At 59.3% G+C, this 19,927-nt stretch carries 22 protein-coding genes; 5 read left to right on the top strand and 17 right to left on the bottom strand.

Features of this window, described 5'->3' with window-relative positions; genetic code table 11:
- Positions 1–814: 814 nt before the first annotated feature.
- From ACVWZF_RS04325 to ACVWZF_RS04295, 7 genes are all read right to left on the bottom strand, one after another.
- Positions 815–1,501: a VanW family protein gene (locus ACVWZF_RS04325; RefSeq protein WP_457410935.1), complete on the bottom strand. Its 687-nt coding sequence runs from the start codon at positions 1,499–1,501 to the stop codon at positions 815–817.
- A 1-nt stretch (position 1,502) separates the two neighbouring features.
- Positions 1,503–2,351, bottom strand: a complete 849-nt coding sequence (locus ACVWZF_RS04320) for an anti-sigma factor domain-containing protein (protein ID WP_457410933.1) — start codon at positions 2,349–2,351, stop codon at positions 1,503–1,505.
- A gap of 72 nt (positions 2,352–2,423) precedes the next feature.
- Complete coding sequence (locus ACVWZF_RS04315; RefSeq protein WP_414330560.1) at positions 2,424–3,089, bottom strand: sigma-70 family RNA polymerase sigma factor; 666 nt, start codon at positions 3,087–3,089, stop codon at positions 2,424–2,426.
- Positions 3,090–3,172: 83 nt separating this feature from the next.
- On the bottom strand, positions 3,173–3,790 hold the full coding sequence (locus ACVWZF_RS04310) for an ABC transporter permease (protein ID WP_414409535.1): 618 nt from the start codon (positions 3,788–3,790) through the stop codon (positions 3,173–3,175).
- Complete coding sequence (locus ACVWZF_RS04305; RefSeq protein ID WP_457410932.1) at positions 3,787–4,755, bottom strand: ABC transporter ATP-binding protein; 969 nt, start codon at positions 4,753–4,755, stop codon at positions 3,787–3,789. The genes ACVWZF_RS04310 and ACVWZF_RS04305 overlap by 4 nt, the downstream gene beginning before the upstream one ends.
- A 26-nt stretch (positions 4,756–4,781) precedes the next feature.
- A complete protein-coding gene (locus tag ACVWZF_RS04300) occupies positions 4,782–5,681 on the bottom strand; it encodes a glycine betaine ABC transporter substrate-binding protein (RefSeq protein WP_457410970.1) in 900 nt (299 codons plus the stop codon).
- 374 nt (positions 5,682–6,055) lie between these two features.
- A complete protein-coding gene (locus tag ACVWZF_RS04295; protein WP_011432228.1) occupies positions 6,056–7,300 on the bottom strand; it encodes an HhoA/HhoB/HtrA family serine endopeptidase in 1,245 nt (414 codons plus the stop codon).
- Positions 7,301–7,600: 300 nt separating this feature from the next.
- Here ACVWZF_RS04295 and ACVWZF_RS04290 point away from each other — a divergent pair, with 300 nt between their 5' ends.
- Complete coding sequence (locus ACVWZF_RS04290) at positions 7,601–8,308, top strand: hypothetical protein (RefSeq protein WP_011432227.1); 708 nt, start codon at positions 7,601–7,603, stop codon at positions 8,306–8,308.
- Here the strand turns inward: ACVWZF_RS04290 and ACVWZF_RS04285 are convergent.
- From ACVWZF_RS04285 to ACVWZF_RS04260, 6 genes are all read right to left on the bottom strand, one after another.
- A complete protein-coding gene (locus ACVWZF_RS04285; RefSeq protein ID WP_457410931.1) occupies positions 8,277–9,023 on the bottom strand; it encodes a V4R domain-containing protein in 747 nt (248 codons plus the stop codon). The genes ACVWZF_RS04290 and ACVWZF_RS04285 overlap by 32 nt on opposite strands.
- A 188-nt stretch (positions 9,024–9,211) precedes the next feature.
- Complete coding sequence (locus ACVWZF_RS04280; protein WP_414344046.1) at positions 9,212–9,682, bottom strand: globin family protein; 471 nt, start codon at positions 9,680–9,682, stop codon at positions 9,212–9,214.
- 24 nt (positions 9,683–9,706) lie between these two features.
- Positions 9,707–10,294 (bottom strand): globin family protein, encoded by a 588-nt coding sequence (locus ACVWZF_RS04275; RefSeq protein ID WP_414351314.1) that lies wholly within the window; start codon positions 10,292–10,294, stop codon positions 9,707–9,709.
- 61 nt (positions 10,295–10,355) lie between these two features.
- The gene (locus ACVWZF_RS04270; RefSeq protein WP_457410930.1) at positions 10,356–10,631 is read right to left on the bottom strand and encodes a hypothetical protein; all 276 of its coding nucleotides are present in this window, start codon (positions 10,629–10,631) and stop codon (positions 10,356–10,358) included.
- A 47-nt stretch (positions 10,632–10,678) separates the two neighbouring features.
- The gene (locus ACVWZF_RS04265; RefSeq protein WP_457410929.1) at positions 10,679–11,359 is read right to left on the bottom strand and encodes a V4R domain-containing protein; all 681 of its coding nucleotides are present in this window, start codon (positions 11,357–11,359) and stop codon (positions 10,679–10,681) included.
- A 232-nt stretch (positions 11,360–11,591) separates the two neighbouring features.
- Positions 11,592–12,077: a 2Fe-2S iron-sulfur cluster-binding protein gene (locus tag ACVWZF_RS04260; protein WP_414331883.1), complete on the bottom strand. Its 486-nt coding sequence runs from the start codon at positions 12,075–12,077 to the stop codon at positions 11,592–11,594.
- Between the two features lie 586 nt (positions 12,078–12,663).
- Here ACVWZF_RS04260 and ACVWZF_RS04255 point away from each other — a divergent pair.
- Complete coding sequence (locus ACVWZF_RS04255; protein ID WP_011432219.1) at positions 12,664–13,197, top strand: phycobilisome rod-core linker polypeptide; 534 nt, start codon at positions 12,664–12,666, stop codon at positions 13,195–13,197.
- Here the strand turns inward: ACVWZF_RS04255 and ACVWZF_RS04250 are convergent.
- Positions 13,194–14,204: an ABC transporter substrate-binding protein gene (locus ACVWZF_RS04250; protein ID WP_011432218.1), complete on the bottom strand. Its 1,011-nt coding sequence runs from the start codon at positions 14,202–14,204 to the stop codon at positions 13,194–13,196. The two genes, ACVWZF_RS04255 and ACVWZF_RS04250, sit on opposite strands and share 4 nt — an antisense overlap.
- A 181-nt stretch (positions 14,205–14,385) precedes the next feature.
- Here ACVWZF_RS04250 and cobA point away from each other — a divergent pair, with 181 nt between their 5' ends.
- On the top strand, positions 14,386–15,888 hold the full coding sequence (gene cobA, locus ACVWZF_RS04245; RefSeq protein ID WP_011432216.1) for a uroporphyrinogen-III C-methyltransferase: 1,503 nt from the start codon (positions 14,386–14,388) through the stop codon (positions 15,886–15,888).
- 117 nt (positions 15,889–16,005) lie between these two features.
- A complete protein-coding gene (gene menB / locus ACVWZF_RS04240) occupies positions 16,006–16,830 on the top strand; it encodes a 1,4-dihydroxy-2-naphthoyl-CoA synthase (protein ID WP_011432215.1) in 825 nt (274 codons plus the stop codon).
- A gap of 14 nt (positions 16,831–16,844) precedes the next feature.
- Here menB and ACVWZF_RS04235 read toward each other — a convergent pair whose 3' ends face one another.
- Positions 16,845–17,111: a hypothetical protein gene (locus ACVWZF_RS04235; protein ID WP_414331890.1), complete on the bottom strand. Its 267-nt coding sequence runs from the start codon at positions 17,109–17,111 to the stop codon at positions 16,845–16,847.
- A 53-nt stretch (positions 17,112–17,164) separates the two neighbouring features.
- Here ACVWZF_RS04235 and ACVWZF_RS04230 point away from each other — a divergent pair, with 53 nt between their 5' ends.
- On the top strand, positions 17,165–18,355 hold the full coding sequence (locus tag ACVWZF_RS04230; protein ID WP_457410927.1) for an IS256 family transposase: 1,191 nt from the start codon (positions 17,165–17,167) through the stop codon (positions 18,353–18,355).
- Positions 18,356–18,415: 60 nt separating this feature from the next.
- Here ACVWZF_RS04230 and ACVWZF_RS04225 read toward each other — a convergent pair whose 3' ends face one another.
- Positions 18,416–18,682, bottom strand: coding sequence for a CRISPR-associated endonuclease Cas1 (locus ACVWZF_RS04225; protein ID WP_414344071.1), 267 nt, complete (start codon positions 18,680–18,682; stop codon positions 18,416–18,418).
- Positions 18,683–19,055: 373 nt separating this feature from the next.
- Positions 19,056–19,922, bottom strand: coding sequence for a SpoIID/LytB domain-containing protein (locus ACVWZF_RS04220; RefSeq protein WP_457410926.1), 867 nt, complete (start codon positions 19,920–19,922; stop codon positions 19,056–19,058).
- Positions 19,923–19,927: the final 5 nt, after the last annotated feature.

Here is a 19,927-nt window from a genome sequence, read left to right as displayed (position 1 = left end):
TTTTGTCTGTGCCCTGTTTCTCATGCGTCTTGGAGTCGCCGGTTGGCTTCTAATGATGTTTGGAGCGCTGCTTATTTTGCTGCTTACTTTATGGGCATTTGTGCATATAGCTTTGATGATCACATTCATTAGCGTTTTTGAATCAAGAAAGAGCGATATTGCGCTCTACCTCGCGACTCATTTTTTCTATCTTTGGGCCTGGTTATTTCAATTCGATGGCGATGATACCAGTGTAAAGTGGACTATTCGTCTCCTCCCATGCACGAACTTTCTGGAGCCTCTCCTCCGGAAATGGGGCGGAGTTCTATTTTTAACCACGAGTATCGCTACATTTGTTTGCTATTTGATAATCTTCATTTTAATAGTTATTCGCTTGGCTCGATTAATTTTCCATTGAGTTTTCATTAATTCCACTGCCCCGAAAGGAAGCGACTTCCGCCGATTATAACCCTTGCCCAGAGCGGGATCCAGGGGCCTAGATCGACAGGGTCTCGTTTAAGGACTCCGTCCCGCTGGCGCGAAAGGACTCCGTCCCGCTGGCGCGAACGGCTGCAATTTCCCCTTATTTTTCTCCGCCGAGGGGCCTGAAACCCTTGCCCAGAGCGGGATCGACCGGGTCAACGGAAGAATCAGGGTTTGAGGCTTGTCGCCGACCCTGTCGCTAACCATGTTGGTGTAGAAATTAACATGGATCCCTGTGTGGAGGTTGCTGGGGAGCTGCTCCTGAGACGCTGAAGTAGGGGGCCAATGGGGCGAAAAAAGGACTCCGTCCCGCTGGCGCGAAAGGACTCCGTCCCGCTGGCGCGATGAGAGGCTAGGGAGCAACGACATAGCGATCTTGGGAGAGGCGCTCGTTACCCCGATACACGCTCACCTGCAAATGCTGGGGATCCAGCCGGTGCCCCTCTACACGGATGGGTGGGATCCTCAGGGCGTGGCGGGATCCCCGTCCCAGCACGGACACAATCAGGTTTTGGCCGCGGATCTGAACTCGTAGGCGCACCGGCCAGGGGAAAGGGTTGCGCAGCTTGAGGTCGGCCAAGCCGTACCAGACGGTGGCATCTAAGCCAGGGGGCACCGACTCTACCTGCCGGTAATGGGGGTGCCTCTCCACCACCTCCAGCCCTGCCAACAGAGCGGCATTGTAAAGGCTAGAGGACACCTGACAGATTCCTCCCCCAACCGAATCCAGGGTTTCGGCCACCATAAACACCGGCGCGGGCACATAGCCTCGTTCCAGGCTGCGCGGCCCCACCACTTGGTTGAAGGAAAAAATCACTTCTGCCTGTTCCTGTGAGCGTGTCGCAGGCATGATGTAAACTCCATCCAGGCTTTGGACGGCTCGGCGAATGTTGTGGAGTTGAGAAGGAGTGCGCTCCTGCAAAGAAGTAACGTATTGGCTTAGGGTTGTTGGCGTGGGATCCGTCCACCACAAGGCCAGAAGGGCCAGTAGCGCCCCCACCAGCACAGCCAACCTTTGCAGGCCAACCTTTCCTCTCACCTCACACCTTGCCCGTCAGAAGGGGTTTCAAGGACTCCGTCCGAGTAGCGCGAGCGGGCAGTTGGCGGGAACCGGTCGCGACCAGCAGCTCTTGAGCGCGGGTACCTGCCGGCAACGTGCGGGATGGGCGTAGGGCCACCAGAGCAGAGCCTTGAGCATCCACCTGAAAGTCACCACAGTGGAGGAACTCGCCATTATCCAGCTTGAGCCAGAGGGAGTAGCGCTCCCCCGCCACCGGTTGGGGCAGATCCCGTGCGGCCAAGATAACCTCCTGCCAGTCTCCTGGGCGAAACAGCACATTGGCCGTCCCCACCTCCCCCTGCAAATGCACCAGACGGGATCCCGGCTGTTGCAAGAGATGGGATAATGCCCGCACCGATTCTAGCTGGGCCAGTTGCAGTGCTTGCCGCAGTCGCCAGTTGTCTAAGCTGAGCAGAACCAAAATTGCCGCCACCAAGCCTCCCAGCCAGCGCCACCCCACCCCAAAAGCAGGCAGTGGAGAGTGAAGGGGGATGGCCATCTCCTGTTCGCGCAAGCCCATAGCCCCCACCTCTGCCATCACCTGGTCGCGCAAGCTGGCAGGCGGGAGTACTCCTGGCAATCCGTAGGGCAACAATTCCAAGGTTTCTTGCAAGGCTTGCAGTTCGGCCACCAGCCGAGGGTCTTGAGTTAGGCGTGCCTCTAGAGCACTCGCCTGCTCGGGAGACAAGTCCCCCAGCAGATAGCCGGCCAGTTCTTCCCGTTCCTCTGTTAAAGGGGGCGAGGTGGATAAGGACTCCGTCCCGCCGACGCGAAAGGACTCCGTCCCGCTGACGCGATAGGACTCCGTCCCGCTGACGCGATCAGACATGGCCATCCCGACACCAGAACTCAACTCCAAACCTAGGACTCCGTCCCGCTGACGCGAAAGGACGCGGTCCCGCTAACGCGAGCAGAAACCCAGAAGGGCGCGCAGGGATCCCCGCAATTTGCAGAGAGCTTGGCGAGAGCGGGTCTTAACCGTCCCCAACGGGATCCCCAATTGGCGAGCAATGTCCGCCTGGCTTAACCCTTGGTAATAGAGCAACTCCAGGATCTGCCGTTGGTTTTCGGGCAATTGGCTGAGGGCCGCTTGCACCGCTTGCCGCCGCTCCTCGATGGAAACCTGCTCAAAAGGGAGCGGGATCTTGCTATGGGACTCCGTTCCGTCAACACGAACGGCGCTGAGAAGGGTTTGCCAGCGTTTCAACAGAAGTTGGTGGCTGCCCTGAGAACGCAGACGGTCAATGGCCCGCGAGCGGGTCAGGATGCACAAAAAACTGCTCAGGGATCCCCGCCGCTCGCGCGACTCGGACGGAGTCCTTGGATCACAGCCAACCTTGCGCCACAGCTCGACAAACACCTCCTGAGTCAGGTCTTCTGCCTCGGCCACGTGGCCCAGGATCTTGAAGGCCAGCCCATAGACCAAGCCGGCATAGCGATCGTAGAGCGCAGCCAGAGCAGCAGGTTGCCCCGCCTTGAGCGCTTCCATCAGCTCCCAATCGGCGCGGGATGACCAATCTCTCACCCGCTCACGCCAGCGGGACGGAGTCCCTGGTTGCTCACCCATGCTACACCCAGTTTCGCCCCACACAACTAGAGGATAAACCTGCCCGATCGCGCCAGCGGGACGGAGTCCTTAAGTCTACCCCCTCAGCCACGACGGGCCGCCCATTCCAGGCTGAGCAAGGCCGTGTTCACCAGCAAGGCCAGGGATCCCACCGCCAGGGATCCGGCCCAGATCTTGTCGTAGCGACCGGCCTGGGCAATGCCATCGAACAGCAGGGTGCCCAGTCCTCCCGCCCCAAACTTGGCCCCCACGGTGGCAATGGCAATGGCCACAATCGCCGCCAGCCGCAGCCCTGCCAAGACAATCGGCAGCATGAGCGGCACCTGCACCTGCCACCACCGTTGCCAGAAGTTCATCCCCATGCCCTTGGCCGCTTCCAGAATGGCAGGCTCGACCGAGCGCAGGCCCACGCAAAAGTGGCGCACCAAGATCACCTGCGTGTAGATCACCATCGCCACCACCACCGAGCGGGCATTCAGGCCAAACCAGGGCACCAACAAAATAATCAAAGCCAGGCTGGGCACTGTGTACAGGATGCTGAGGATCCCCATGACCGGCAGGGCCAACCAGCGCACGTGGTGAACCAGCAGAGCCAGCGGCACCGCCAGCACCACCGCCATGCCCAAGGTCATCCCCACCATCGCCAGATGCTCTTGGGTGAGCTGCCACATCAGGCCGGGGTGGTTGAGGAGATAGCTCACGCGGATCCCCCCTCCAGCATGGCCAAGCTGCGAATGTGATCCAAGGTCAAAACGCCGATGGCCCGCCCGTCCTCCCACACCGTCAGGGCTGCCGCCCCTGTGCGCAACAGCAGGGACAAGGCTTGCCGCAAAGTGGCCTGGGGCCTCACCATCGCTCCCTCTTGGATTTTGTGGTTGTGCGGGATCCCGGCCATCGCCGTTTCCACCCGCAGCACACTCAACTGCCGTACCATGTCATCTGCCCCTAGCAGTTCCCTGACAAAGGGAGTAGCCGGCTGGGTGAGCAGCCGAAAGGGAGTATCGAACTGCACCACCCGCCCCTTCTGCATCACCAAAATGCGATCCGCCAGGCGCAGCGCCTCTTCCACATCGTGGGAGACGAACAGGATGGTTTTTTTCAATTGCCGTTGCAGGCGCAGGATCTCCTCTTGCAGCTTGCTGCGGGTAATGGCGTCGATGGCCCCAAAGGGCTCGTCCATCAGCAGCAGCCCTGGATCCCCGGCCAGCGCCCGCGCCAGCCCCACCCGCTGCTGTTGTCCACCCGACAGTTGGGCAGGGTAGCGGTGGCGGTACTCGTGGGGGGGCAAATTAACCAAGCTGAGCAGCTCGTCCACCCGCTCGCGGATGCGCTCCTTCGGCCACCCCAAAAGTCGCGGCACTACCGCCACATTCTGGGCCACCGTCATGTGGGGAAACAGCCCCGATTGCTGGATAACATAGCCGATCCGCTGCCGCAGAGCCGTGATGGGAAACTGGCGGATATCCCGCCCGTCCAAGCGAATCTGCCCCTGGGTGGGATCCAGCAAGCGATTCACCATTTTCAGAAGGGTGGTTTTGCCGCAGCCAGAAGGCCCCAAAATGACCACCAACTGGCCCGACTCCACGGAAAAACTGCACTCGTCCACAGCCGGCTGGGAACTGTGGGGAAAGCGCAGCGACACCTGCTCGAACTCAACGGTGCTCACCTCAGGGTCTCATGCAACAGGCAAGGTTATTTCTTGAGAATGCCGGCTTCCACCAAGAAAGTTCTGGCCACCTCCGCCGGCTCCTTGCGGTTGCCGCTCACCTCGTAGTTCAACCGCTGCATCACCTCGTCCGTCAGCAGGGGGGAAAGGGCATTTAAGGCAGCGGCAATGCCGGGGTTGGCCTCTAGGGTGTCCTTGCGCACCACCGGCGCCACCTGGTAGGGGGGGAAAAGCTGCTTGTCATCCTCCAGCAGCACCAGGTCAAAGGCGGCAATTTCTCCATCGGTGCCGAAGGCCACCGCCACATCCGCTTCCCCATTGACCAAGCCCTGGTAGCGGAGGCCGGGATCCACTGCTTTGTAGGCCTTGAGCCGGAAATTACCGTAGACGGCTTGGATCCCAGGTAGGCCATCCTCGCGGGCTTGAAACTCCGGCGGCCCGATCATCACCAGCTCGCCCGCTTTGGCCACCATGTCCGAGATGGTGGCAATGCCCAGCTCAGCCGCTCTGGCGCGGGTCATGGCCAGGGCCTGGGTGTTGTTCAGGGGGGCGGGATCCAGCCAAATCAGTTGGAACTGGCTCTCGTACTCGCGGGCCACCGTCGCGTACACCTCTGCCGGGTCGCCGCTGCTGGGCAACTTGAGCACTGTCAGCAGGCCAGTGCCGGTGTACTCGGGGTAGAGATCGATCTCGCCGCTCAACAAGCCCGCATGGGCTACCGGTGTTCCGCCCAGGTTGAGCTTGCGCTCCACCGTGAACCCTGCCGCCTCCAGGGCCAAGGCATACATTTCCCCCAGGATAAACTGCTCGGTAAAGTCCTTGGAGCCGACGATGATGGGCCTGGCGAGGCCCCTCTGGGGAGCGAGAACAAGAGCTGCCAGCCCCGACAGGGCCAGCAAAGCCAAGCGACGAGTGGTTTTCAGCATAGGCAAGGGGAGAAGGGATCCCAAACTCAAGATCAAGGGGCCCTGCCAAGAGCGTTCCGGCCTGGGCCAGGAAGTTTCGACTGTTAAGTCACCATTAAACCATTATTTTCCCTGAGCCGTAACTGCAAGAACCAACCGTAGAGATCGCCAGTACGGTCACTGCAAGTTGGTTTGAAATAGCCCAAGTGTAAGGACTCCGTCCGAGTAGCGCGAAAGGACTCCGTCCCGCTGGCGCGATCAGCACCGCCCCAGCCCCTCTCCCAGGGGAAAAGGGGAGTTCGCAACCTAGGTTGAGAGGTTTACCCCCATTGACAACAACCCTGCTGTGTCGCTGGGGTCTGGTTGATACTTGAGGGGCGGTCAACCATGCCCAATCAGCCTCCGCTGGGGGCCGGGAAAGAGCCTGTTACCGCGCGGATCTTCTGTCGCCGCCCGGCTCGCTCGATCTCCAGCTCCAGGGTGCTGCCCACCTCAGTGCGCTCCACCTCCTGTTGCACCTGATCGGCTGTGGTTACGGCACGACCATTGATGGAGAGAATGACATCCCCAGACCGCAGCCCTGCCCGTTCCGCTGGGGATCCCTGGATGACTTCGCCAATCAGTACACCCTGATCCACCGTTATCAAAATGCGGCTATTGGGATCCTGGTTGAGGCGCTCCTTCAGCTCTGGAGTCAGCGTGAGCATGCGGATGCCCAGGTAGGGGTGATCCACCTTGCCGCGAGTGATCAACTGATTGGCCACCCGCTGGGCCGTCTCAATGGGGATGGCGAAGCCCAACCCTTGCGCTCCCTGGATGATGGCGGTGTTCACCCCGATCACCTCCCCTTGAGCGTTGAGCAGCGGGCCGCCGGAGTTGCCGGGGTTAATGGCCGCATCCGTTTGGATAAAAGATACCCGCTTGTCAGGCACCCGAATCTCCCCGCTGGAACGGCCCAAAGCGCTGATGATCCCAGCCGTAACGGTGTTATCCAAACCCAGGGGGTTGCCGATGGCAATGGCCCACTGGCCCGGCTCCAGGGTTTCCGAGCGCCCCAGCTTCACGGTCGGCAGGTTCTGGGCGTTGATCTTCACCACGGCGATGTCCGTAACCGGATCCGAACCGATTACCTGCCCATCAAAGCTGCGGGTATCCTTGAGCGTCACCGTTACCTTGTCGGATCCCTCGACCACATGGGCATTGGTGATGATCTGGCCGTCTGGGCTGATGATGAACCCAGAGCCGGTTCCCTGCTGTCGCCGCTGCCGAGGGATGGAAGGGATCGCTTGGCCAAAGAAATCCCGGAAAAAGGGATCGCTGAAAAACTCCTCCGGAAAAGGGGCAGGGGCGCGCACCGTCCGCTCAGCATCGATGCGAACCACCGCCGGCCCCACCTTTTGGGCCACATCGGCGATGAAATTCAGGTTCAGTTGGGGCGGGGTTGCCGTCGTCTGGGCAGATACCCCCTTGCCCCCCACCAGAGCCGCTCCCAGCCCAATGCCCAGCAGCACCAGCAGCACTGACGAGAGAAGAGACTTCCAAGTGGAGATGGCAAAAGGCTGGAAAGAGGATTGAGCAGGTTGGGCGGAAGCTTCTGACCCGGGAGAGGGCTGGCCCGGCATGGATGTGCTGCGCTTCATGGCCACAGGAGAAAGGAAGAAAAGGGTTGGGATTGGTGAAAGACTTCGGCCCCACGCAGGGGAAGAAACCTAGAGCCTAATCTAACATGGACAGCAGGGATCCCAGAGTGGGCAACCCTAGCGTTTTTCCGTACTTCTATCTGGAGCGAAGAGCAGCGGAATCTGCTCACCTGAGGTAGTCCATTTCCATTCAGTTGGCTTTGATCAAGACAAGATAGGTAAAAGATAGGTAAGGCCCGAAAGGCTCCCGGTTTTGTCCGGTTTGCAGCTAGCGTAGGAATGATGAATGGGGGTAAGACCATGACCAACCCAGCCAGCCGCCTGTTGGCTCCTCTGCTTGGCGGATTGCTCTCAGCGCAGATGGCCGCCCCAGTTTTGGCCCAAATGGGGCCCTTGCCACCACCGCCTGCCGGTGAGGGATGGCGTCCTGTGAATCCTCGCCCCCTTCCCCCTGGCCCTCAACCCCTGCAACCTGGCCAGCCCTTTCAACTGCAAACCACGTTGCTATTGCGCTCTGGGGATCTGATCCAGGCGGTGCATCGCTCTCCAGAAACCCTCTTGATTGCCCCTGGGGAAACCCGTGCCGTCAGCCTCAGCCTGGATACTCCTCTGCGGGACATCTACGGCAACATGGTCGTCCCGGCGGGGGCTGTTTTGGAAGGCCAATTTCAGCCGGTGAGCGGCGGCACCCAGTTTGTTTCGCGGGCTTTGATTTTCAACGGCCAATCCTACCCCCTCTACGCTCAGAGCCAGGTTATCCCGCTGCGCAAGGATCCCCGCCACACTTCCGGGGAAGCGATTGTGCAAGATGCCTTGATTGGGGCAGCTGCGGGGGCCATCTTGGGAGGCTTGTTCGGCGACCGCGTGATCTCGACGGAGAAAGTGCTGGGTGGAGCGGCGGCAGGGGCTGTCATCGGCAATGTAACGGCGCCGGAAGTGGCGGTGATCGACGCCAATGCCAACTTGACTCTGACGGTCACCCAAGATTTTCAGCCCTACCTGCCCTAGCGAGCCCCTGAAAACAGCTCTGGCCCTGGGGACTGGCCGTGAGCCGATCCAAAATCTCGTCGTGGGAGAGGCCCTTGCGCACCCATTCCTCGCAGTGGTGCAGCCGCTGAGCCGTGCCGATGAGGAAGCGGTTGAGATCGGCCCCCAGGGATTCGCAGGTGGTCTGTACGCAGATGAGATCCCGCCCCGAAAGCAAGGAGAAGAGGCTGGCCAGCATTCCCGCCTCCAAATATCCGGCAGGCTCTCGCCGTGCAGAAGGTTCCTCCGGGTTGAAGCTGGCGCGAGCGGCCAGGGCAAACCCGGAATGGCGGATCCCGGCCTGAACCAAGCCGTGGTCGGCGGCGGAAAAATCCAGCTCCAGGCGTCCCCAGCCGTGGGTAGCCCAGAGATCGCTGAGGGCATCCAGGAAGATCCCCATCGGCAATTCCTGCAGCGGCTGCTGATAGTAGCCGGAAAGCTCGTCTTCAACACGGCGGAAAAATGCCTCTCCCCAATCGCGGCCACAGTTGTAGAGAATGACGCGGGTGGCTTGGCCAGTTTCATAGCGCAGGCCGGAGTAGAGAGCTTCCAGCAGGGGCATGGGAAAGGCCGCCAAGCGGTATCCTCCGCGGCTGTAGAGCAGTCCGGTGTGGATGTCAGGGCGGATGTAGTAGGCAGGGCTAAAGCAGTGCCCAGGCAAGATCTGGTCTTGCAGAATCTCTTGCAGGGAGATCATGGCTATTCTCGCAGTCAGGTGGACAAGAGGGCGGGGATGGATAGATTGGGGAGCGGCTGGAATTTTTGGCGTGAGGGAATGAATGATTAAGGAGTGAGCTGTATAAGCTGTATACAGTAAATCGGGAGAAGGAGGTCGCTATCGGAGGGCGCAGGGAACTTTGGTGAATAGATTGAGGGCGAATGGACCTAGTTAACCAGCATGGATTTGGCCAAAAGCAGATAAGGACGGATCATCTCGCTCTCTTCTGCCCCAAAGATGTAGGTCAGGGAGTCGAGCATTAACTTGTAGGCAGGCTGGCATTGGTCGCGCATCTTGAACGATTTCAGGATCGTCTCCAGCCAGTAGAGCAATTTATCTCTCAGGTAGTCTTCGTCGTTGAGCAGCATGGCCATGCAGCAGTAGCGCCACACCATGCTCAGATCCCGGCGGCAGCGCTCCCAGGCCAGGTGACCATGCTGGCGGATTAAATTCGGCATCATCGGCTGAAACTTCTCCATCACCCGATCCAGCAGCTCTTGTTCTTTGGCCTGCAGAACCTGGTAAAGGCGGACCCGCTTCGGGATCCCTTCCACGTAGGCGTGTAGAGTTTTCAACTCGTCCGGGCGCAGATAGCGGCCTTCGCTTTGTTGCATCAGCTCGGCAACCCTTGAATTCATAGATAGAGCCTCCTTCAGTGGGCTTCACACAAACATTTCCGCCAAGGTGAGAGCCCGCTCCGGCGGAACTGTGGGCAGGTCAACCTCCATCTCAGAAGAAGAAGGGGAAGGAGATTGGGCCTGAGAAGTTGCGCAGACAGTCTGCAGCTCTTGCCAGTAGGGGGCAAGCAAACCCTGCTGATCCGCCGGCAGGGATCCCTGCACCACTGCCCGTAGCTGAGCGAGCGCTTGCGGCAACCCTAGGTACTGTTCCATCGCACCAAGAGTTACCTGCTGCACAGGGGTGGGATCCCCCAGCAACAGACTCAGGCCCAGGGAGCGCAAACAAAAGGCCAATTGACGAGCCAAGAGGCGCTGAGCCGGGGTTAGAGAAGGTTCTGCCCCCTCTCTGGCGGGATTGCTGCTGGGCAACGCTGTCGCGACGGGGGTTGGCCCCTGCTGTTGCAAAACCTTTTGGATCCAGGTCAGCTCTTGCTGTTGTAAGACTTGGTAGAGCTCCAGCCGTTCTTCAAAAGAGAGCGAGTAACGAATCAGGTCTTGCAGATCGTCGGGTGTTAGGTAACCCCCTTCTCGATCGGCAATGCGCTCCGGCCAAGAGTGAAGGTCATCCATGGGTGAAGTCTCCTTAAAAACAGAGGGCAAAACAAAACCGAGATCCCTGAACAAACCAGAGCTAGAGCAAAGCTCCGCCAAACAAAGCGGCAAAATCCTCAAGAGTAAAGGGATCCTCCGCTAGCAATTCCGGCACCGGCTCCACCCATGGGCGGATGCCCGACCAATTGAAGCCGGCAAAAAACTGTCCCACCGATTGGGCAAAGAGCATGGGGGACTGCGGCGGCGGCTCTTGAGCAAAGGGAGCCTTGGCCGGGGGTCGGTTATCCCAGTTCAACCCCTGCAAGAAGAGCATCAGGGGCTGGGTTAGATCTCGAGCAGGATCTAGGGTGAGCATGTCAGCTTCTCCAAAGCGCTGAGGAACGACAGAACCACAAGCAAGCCTTACATTTGCTGTAAACGCTGCTCGATCTCGCGGGCGCTGGCCCCTTCGGTGATCCAAAAATTGGCGGCATCAATGCGTTCTTGCCCGCCCAACAGGAACTTGCAGTAGGTTTCCCCCATGGCGTAGCACTGGATCTCGATGCAGGCCAGCTCGCGGGAAGTCATAGCGGTGAAAAACCCGGCAAATAGCCCGGCATAGAGATGACAAACCGGCTTGCCCACATCCCCAAGGGTGCGAGCCACCATCGAATCGAACAGGTTGATGAACAAAAACCCCTTCTGCTTGGACTCGGTTTCCACCTCCCACTTGCCCCAGCCCTGAGCCGTAAAAGGCCACCACCAAGTCTCCAGCAAAAACAAAAGGTTGGACTGTTTTACGCCAATCCTATACTCCCGCTCGTACCACTCGGAGAAGTGCTTGGCATCGCGGATGCCCCAATCTCTGCCAATGGTGTACATCACCGCCGCCGAAGCATCTCCCACTTCCCGTTCCAGGCCTGTTTGCAAGCCCACAATAAAGTCTTCGCTGAGCAGGAGATTTTGCGTGTTGTTCCAGTCGATGATCGTGCCCTGATCTCGGTTGAAGCGAAAGAAATCGCGGTAACTGTAGTGAGCATGCTTGTCACGGCCCACAGGCATGGTGACTGCAGGACGGGGATCCGGTCGAGATGTGGTGGCCATGGCGCTCTCCTGATAAAAAATGGATAACTCTAGATTGCAAAGCAACAGGATTTGGTGGGATTTGTAGGGATCAACTGGGCCAGACAATGCCAATGAGTCAACAAGATGAATGGCTAAGCATTCGATAAACTTGGTCAGCTATCTGAGGGATCCAACATTGTTCAATCCTTGGTTGATTGTCTATAAGACAATGCCCGCTGAGCCCAAGGGATCCCTGAATATCGACAATCCATCAAACTTCCCGAGTTTGGGCCAGCGTATTGCCAATGATGCGGAAATCTTCATTTTCTAGCTGCTTAACAGTAGAGCGAGTGATGATCTTGCCCTGCTCCACCAAAACCTTCCCCGTCCGTGGGTGCAGCAGGTCTTGTTCGGCCCGCCGACCGATGAGCACTTCGATATCCCTCAGCGAGTTCACGTACATCCCCGGCGGCAGCTCCACCACCACGCCATCGGAAACCACCCGCGCCTGACAGGCCAGCCGGGAATTGCTGCGGGCGCTGGTAATGGTCTCCAGAGTCTTGGCCTCGCGGGGGGTGATGGGAGTGAGGCTTTCCATTCCCTCTTTGACGTAAACATGACAGGTGGCGCAGAGGCCGCGACCGTTACATTCCCGCGAAACCTGCAGCTCCTCCGACAAAATGGCCGACAGCAGATTGCTGTAGGTATCGACCTCCGAGACACGAGATAAAGGCTCTAGCCGGATTTGTTTAACCATAGACGGGATCCACATTAAGGGCAGACAAAAAACCCCGGCGGGCAAGATCTACTGCAAAAGCAACGCAAACAAATCACAACAATTAACTCCCTTCCCTGCAGTCCTTCTGCAGGTCTACGGCAACACCTGATTTCCCAGTCGATTAAAGTTAAATGTAGGTCACCTCAGATGATGAGTCCCGCACAAGCAACTCTGGGGAAGGCTATATTCTTTACTTTATTTTGGATTTGGATGAGGTCATCTTGGATGAAAATGTCATAATCCTTAACTACGGATAAACACGGAATCTTTTTATCGCCCAGAAAGCCACAAAGTGAAATCACGTAAATCAGAGCCAACGACAATCCTTTTGTAAATATTTATCGCGGATCTACGTCGGTTATTCTATCGTCAAGGTAAATCTCAAGTAGGCTCTTCATAGTCTTTTGTTGGCAGTTTTGTTGCAGAGGGATGTGCTGAAGTCCGCCGTAAAAGCGTATCGAGCCATTTGCTATTCCCTTCATAATTTCTTTAAAGTAGTCCCCCATTTTGTCTGTAAATCGATCTTTTCTGTTTTTGTTGGCTTCGTCGATTGGGAGCTAGGGTTATGGAATCGCGCCAGCGCCGGCAGGATCCGCAAACGTTGCAAAACCTGTTGCGGGCTGCCTACCAACAGCTTTTGGAACGCCAGCCCTACCAGCACGAGAAAACAGGAGAGCTGGAGAAAATCGAGCAGGACTTCTTGCGGGGGCGGATCGGGATTAAGCGCTTGGTTCGCCAGATTGGGGGATCCCGGCTCTACCGGCAACTCTTTTTCAGTGCCGGCTGCAACACCCGCTGTGTAGAGCAGGGCTTCAAGCACTTTTTGGGACGGGCCCCGGCCAGCAAGGAGGAGGTGGCCGCCTACCACGACATTTTGGTGCACCAGGGCTTGCAGGCCATGGTCAATGCCTTTATCGACTCGGAGGAGTACCGCCACCAGTTCGGCAACGACCATCTGCCCCACCCCCGCCAACGGCTGAGCGGCCACCCACCTTTGGCCTACTTGCTGACAAACCAAATGCACCGGCGCCATGAGCTGGGGATGCAGGGATCCCCGCTTTTGCACAGTTTGGCGGCGATGGAAGTGGGGATCCCTTAGGCAGTGGGGCCGGGGAGGAAGTCGAGGGTATAGGCTTGGCCCACATCCAAGTTGGCTTCCACCGTTCCCAGGGCCACCATCTCCTGAAAGTAGGTTTGCCAGCGCTGGTGGGTCATGGCGCCGATCCCCAGCGTGGCGGCATCTCCACTGGTGAGAAGGCCGTAGTCTTTTAGGGCTTGGTGGGCGTAGGCCAGGAGGGCCTCGCTCATGTTGGGGTTGTCTTGGCGGATGAGGCGATTGCCGGGGCGGGGATCCTCTAGGTAGCTCTGCCAGCCCTGGATGGAGGCAGCTACAAATTTTCGCACCTGCTCCGGGTGCTGTTCGGCAAAGGGGCGGGTGGTCTCCAGGGTGGTGGCGTAGGGGGAATAGCCGTAGTCGGCCAGCAGAAAAACGACGGGATCAAAGCCCCCCTCCTGGCGCACGCGGAAGGGCTCGGAGGTCACATAGCCCTGCTGGGCAGAAGACTTGTCCAGCAAGAAGGGCGTGAGGCTGAGGTTGTAGGGGCGCTTCTGCTCGTCGGTAAAGCCAAATTTGGCCCGCAAAAAAGGCCAGTAGGTGAGGTTGGCCCCCGGTGACACCCAGATGGGCTTGCCCCGCAGGTCTTCCAGGCGCTCGATGCCCACCCCTGGATGGGCCAAGAGACACTGGGGATCCTTCTGGAAAAAGGCGGCCACGGTGAGAACAGGGATCCCAGCTTGCAGAGCCGCCAGAGCGTCGGGGCTGCCGCCGAGCACAAAGTCTGCCGCTCCCCCGGCTAGCAGTTGCAGCACGTTAACCGCCGTTCCCCCCATGCGGATTTCCACCTGCAGACCGTAGTCGGCGTAGATGCCGGTGGCCAGGGCTTGGTAAAAGCCGCCGTGTTCGGCCTGGGCGTACCAGTTGGTGACCAGTCGCAAGGGCCGGGATCTGGCCGAAGAGGGGCGGGAGCCCGCTCCTACTGCTAGCAGAGCAGCTCCACTGGCCAAAAAACGCCGCCGCGGCCAAGGCTCTGGAGTTACACCGGACATAGGCAGGGATCCTCAGGCGGCCACGCTTTCAGTATCTCGCAAGTAGACCAGTTTTTCCTCAGGCTGGCCACCCCTTGGAAGAGGAGCTGTTGGGAGGCGTCTTCGATTTATATTTATATTTGCAAAGCAAGCGGGATCCCCTTCTTACAAGGGGCAAGATCGACATTCCAAGGGGTAGGGCATGGGCAAGGTGTATCTAGTGGGGGCAGGGCTGGGCGGGCGGGCGGGCCTGACGCAGGGAGCACTGGAGATCCTACGGCAGGCTGAGGCTATCTGGATCGACGAGCTGGTGGATGAGCGCTTGTTGGCAGAGTTGCCGCCGCAGGCGCAGGTGTGGCGACGCTCTGGGCCAGGAAGCCTCCAGGAGGGCATCCACTGGCTCATCCAGCGCTGCCGAGAAGGCAAACAGGTGGTTCACCTCAAGTCAGGGGATCCCTTGATCTTTGGCCGCGCTCGCGAAGAGATCCAAGCCCTTAGGGAGGCGGGCTGTCCCTTTGAGATTTGGCCGGGGTTGTCGTCGGCCCTGGCTGGCCCCCTCTGGGCAGGGATCCCCCTGACCGATAAGCACTTAAGCCGCGTTTTTGCCGTGCTGACTGCCCACGATCTAGAGGCCTTGCCCTGGAGCGCCCTGGCCCAGTTGGATACTTTGGTGATTTTGATGGGATCCCGGCAGCGACAGCACATTGGCGCACGGCTGATGGAGTCTGGGATCCCGGCAGACCGACCGGTGGCCTTGATCTGGGGGGCGGGGCAAGCAGAGCAGCAGGTGTGGGTGGGCACCTTGGCCGAGCTGCAGCAGGGGGAGAGTCAGGCAAAGTTGCCGGGCCTACTGGTGGTTGGGGAGGTGATCCGGTTGCGGCAGGACTTTTTGCCGGGGATCCCTCCTTTGCCTCCGCCGGCTCCCCTGGCAGGCAAGACGGTGCTGGTTACCCGTTCTGAGGGGCAATCGCCAGCTTTTCGGGAGCTGCTACAGGCCCAGGGAGCGCGGGTGCTGGAAATGCCCACCCTGGTGATCCAGCCGCCCACCTGTTGGGATCCCTTGGATGCCGCCATTGCCCGCCTGGGCCAATTCAACTGGCTGTTGCTGACTTCGGCCAACGGGGTGCAGGCTTTCTTTGAGCGGTTGCACCGGCAAGGTCGGGACAGTCGGGCTCTCCACCCCGTACAAGTGGCGGTGGTGGGATCCAAGACCGCTTCCGTGCTCGCCCAGTACGGCATCCATCCCGATCTCATGCCCCAAGAGTTTGTGGCCGAGGCCCTGCTTCAAGTTTGGCCGGAGCCGATCTCAGGGCAGCGGATTCTCTTTCCCAGAGTGGAGTCGGGAGGCCGGGAGGAGGTGGTACAGGGTTTGCGGCAGCGAGGGGCAGAGGTGGTGGAGGTGGCCGCCTATCAGTCTGCCTGTCCAGCAGCAGCGGATCCCCAGGTCCTGGAAGCTCTTAAAGCCCACCAGGTGGACATCCTCACCTTTGCCAGCTCCAAGACAGTACAGCATTTTGCCCACTTGATCCGGCAGGCAGGGCTAGGCCCTGAGATCTGGGATCCACCCGTGCAGATTGCCGCCATTGGCCCCAAGACGGCCGCAACCTGCAAGGCTGCATTTGGTCGAGTGGACATCGCAGCCCAGGAGTATACTTTGGAAGGATTGGTGGAAGCCCTCATCCAAGCGACCAACCGTTCTACCTAGCCTTTTCAGGCCGTTCGCGGTAGCGGTGCAGAGTACCCAGGTGCTCCTCTATAATGAACCCGCCCATGCCGCCCGCGTCAGCCAGCCGGGCATCCCAAGCAGATACACCCAGACACCATGTGGCAGACGGCCAAGCTCTACGAAGACATTCTTTACGAAAAAACGGATGGCATTGCCAAGATCACCATCAACCGTCCCCACAAGCGCAACGCCTTCCGCCCCAAGACCATTGCCGAGCTGATTGATGCGTTTGCCGATGTGCGAGAGGATCCCAGGATTGGAGTAGTGCTCTTAACAGGCGCCGGGCCCCATACCGATGGGAAGTATGCCTTCTGCGCCGGCGGGGATCAAAGCGTACGGGGCGAGGCCGGTTACCTGGATGAGGCCGGGATCCCTCGTCTCAATGTGCTGGATCTGCAGCGCATCATCCGCTCTTTGCCCAAGGTGGTGATTGCCCTAGTGGCAGGCTACGCCATTGGGGGTGGCCATGTTTTGCATCTCATCTGCGACCTGACCATTGCCGCCGATAATGCCATCTTTGGGCAAACCGGCCCTAGGGTGGGCAGCTTCGATGGGGGCTTTGGGGCCGCCTACCTGGCGCGAGTGGTGGGGCAAAAAAAAGCCCGCGAGATTTGGTTCCTCTGCCGCCAATACACCGCAGCCCAAGCCCTAGAGATGGGTCTGGTCAATGCCGTGGTGCCAGTGGAAGAGCTAGAAGCTGAAGGGATCCGCTGGGCGCAAGAAATTCTCCAGCACAGCCCCTTAGCCATCCGCTGCCTCAAAGCCGCCTTCAACGCCGACTGCGATGGGCAGGTGGGGCTGCAGGAGCTGGCCGGAGATGCGACGTTGCTGTTCTACATGACCGAAGAAGCTGCTGAGGGCAAACGCGCCTTTTTGGAAAAGCGCCCACCTAACTTTCGCCAGTTTCCCTGGCTGCCATAGTTTGTTTGTTTTCATTAATTCCACTTCCCCGAAGGGAAGCGACCTGTAGGGCTGGGCTTTACCTCAAACTCAAGCAGCAGCACCACCTGACGGAAATACCGCTGTCGATATTCCGCCAGGAAATATGCAGCCCGAGGTCTGTCAAAATCAGCGGGTAGCTCCAGCGCTGCTATATCCAACGGTTGCCCCACCAGAGCGTACCCCAGAGATGCAAAGAGACCAGCCACCTCAGCAACCGATCGGATCCCTCGAATGTCTTCCACATCCAGTTGAGTAGCCATTGCCGCACTCCGGTGATCTGTGGCGGTAGTGTCGCGTATTTTGTGGGTTAAGCATGGAGGGCGGAATGGACCGAGAGGAGCTCAAGAGGTTGACCAAGGAGGAGATCAGCCGGCGCATCCGGGAAGGGGTCAAGGCCGTCATTGAGCAGGTGTTGGAAGAAGAGATGACCGAGCACCTGGCTGCGGGTTACCGTGAGCGCACCCCAAGCCGCCGCGGGGAGCGGAACGGCTACTACACCCGGGACCTCATCACGCCGGCGGGCAGGATCGCCCAGCTCCGGGTACCCCGGGACCGGGAGGGGACTTTCCTGACCGAGGTCTTTGAGCGGTACAAGCGGATGACCGGGGAGGTGGAGGAAGCGGTGCTGGAGATGTACCTCCAAGGGGTCTCCACCCGCAAGGTAGCGGCCATCACGGAGGGCGTGTCCCGGGTGCGCATCGGTAAGGACGCGGTCTCCAGGGTAGCCCAGCGCCTGGAGGAGGAGCTCTCCGCCTGGCGGGGCCGGCCTTTGGAGCTGGCCTACCCCTACCTCTACCTGGACGCGGCCTACTTCAAGGTGAACTGGGGCGGGCGGGTGGTGGACCTGGCCCTTCTGGTGGCGGTGGGGGTGAACGAAGAAGGCTACCGGGAAGTGCTGACGGTGGAGCCGGCGGGCGGGGAGAGGAAGGAGGCCTGGAGGAACCTGCTGAAGGGCCTGGTGGAGCGGGGGCTTCATGGGGTGAGGCTGGTCATTTCCGACGACCACCCTTCCATCCGTCAAGCGGTGATGGCGGAGCTTCCTGGGGCCAGCTGGCAGCGGTGCGTGGTGCACTTTATGCGGAACGTTTTAGCTCATGTGCCGCAGTCGGAGCAGGGTGTGGTGGCCGAGGAGCTCCAGGAGGTGTTTGTGGCGCGGCGGCGGGGCACGGCGGAATCTCTGGCCCAGGAGTTCGTTGAGCGCTACCGGGACCGGTTTAAGCGGGCGGTGGAGGTGTTTGCCCAGGGTCTGGGGGAGGCCCTGACCTACCTGGACTTTCCCGGGGTCCACCAGCGGCACATCAAGAGCACGAATGTGCTGGAGCGGCTTATCCGTGAGGTGAAGCGGCGGACCAGGGTGGTTGGGGTCTTCCCCGGCGAGGGGAGCCTGGTGAATCTGGCCACGGTGGTGATGCTGAGGGCCACGGAGGACTGGGCTTTCCGGCGTTACCTGGACATGGGCCCGCTTTGGGCCGCGGAAGAGAAACCCACAAAAATCGCGACTTGACCATGCATGTGGGATCCCCTCAGCGGATGAGGAACGGCAAGTAAACAGGGATCTGATCATTTACAAACTGCTTGTAGGTCTGCACCTGCCGGTTGATGACGGCCCAGCACAGTACCCCATGTGGGAAAGATAGGCGATGGGGATGTTGCGCTCTAGGCAACTCTGGATCAGTTGGGTTGTGACTTGGGCATGGCCAAAGATCAAAATCTGATCCAAGTGGGGCAATTGAGCCTGTTGAAGAACAGCTCCAGCCCGTTTGACAACCAGGCGTTCCTGGTCGAGGCTGAGGTAGCAATCCTGTTGGGACACATAGAGTGTTCTACCCATGAGGCCACTCCCAGAAGCCTAAAATTGAAGCTGAGGTGGGAACAAAACGGGGTCTTCTTCAAGTTAAAAGTCAGGCCCAAAAATGCTGTAAGGGAAGATGCGAATGGCGAAAAAGCAGAGCAGGGTTTCTGGTGTGGGATCCGTTCGTGACGGTGCGCTCCTGATGAAAGATCTGCAAACCCTGAGACACTACGGCATCCTTGGGGATCTGGTGTATCGTTGGGGCTACTATCTCGGCTCTAGCACCATGACCGAAGTGGAGTTCAACGCCGCCCTCAGCGAGGGGATCCCAAAGCCCAAGAGGTCTTTCAGGCCCAAAAGCCGCGGTTCGGTTGACGCAGACGAGACAGAGCAAATCAGGGCACTGAAGGTCTCACTCTGGCAAACGAGCAAAGCTGACCCCTCGGTAGTAGTAGGCCAAAATTTGGCGGTAAGTCCAGCCTCGGCGGGCCAATTCTTGGGCGCCCCACTGGCTCATGCCAATGCCATGCCCAAACTTGGGATAGGGGCTGACATCCGGTAAGCTCATCAAATAAGGGATCCCACTCACCCCGACGGTTTGGCCGCCGCTGCTGGCGCTGTACATGGCATTGACAAACTGACCCCCATACACCATGACCACGCCACGGGTGGCTTGCGTTGCTTCCAGGGCGGCTGCCGACCGCTGGGAAAGCCCTCGGTACACCTGGGAGCGAGTATCGCTAAACACATCAAACCAACCGCGGGAATTGCGATGGTAAAGAACGTAGCTGCGGGCTGCCACCGCTTGCGCCTTCAGGGCTTCTGGGAAGAACCGGGATCCCATTTCTGCATCCACCACACTGGCCACATAGTCTTCTAGATCCACGTAGTTGATGGCCATCACCATGTTGTAGCCAGTCAAGAGCACCTTGCCGGAGTACCAGCGGCCATTCACTGCCACCAGGCCACCCTCCTGAGGTTCGATGAACAGCACCGGGTCAACCACCCCATGCAGACGCACCCCTTGAGGGCTGGGCTGAGCCAAAAACCCTTGCATAGGGGGCAGATCTGCCAGCACCTCTCCCCGACCGTTGATCAGTTGGGCAGGGAGAGAAACGCCTACCACCAGAGGGGCAGTGGTATCGGCCAATTGCACTCGCACTGTCACCCCCCAGACGGCTTCCACCCATCCCCAGAAGGCACTGACCACCAGGGATCCCATCAGGGCCAGCCAATGCCGCGCTTCCATAGCCCGTGCCCAGAGTTGCTTTTTGTACACCAACT

Source organism: Thermostichus sp. OS-CIW-30, assembly GCF_054060215.1.
The sequence above is the reverse complement of the archived record's forward strand: the minus strand, read 5'-3'. Positions and strand labels throughout refer to the sequence as shown.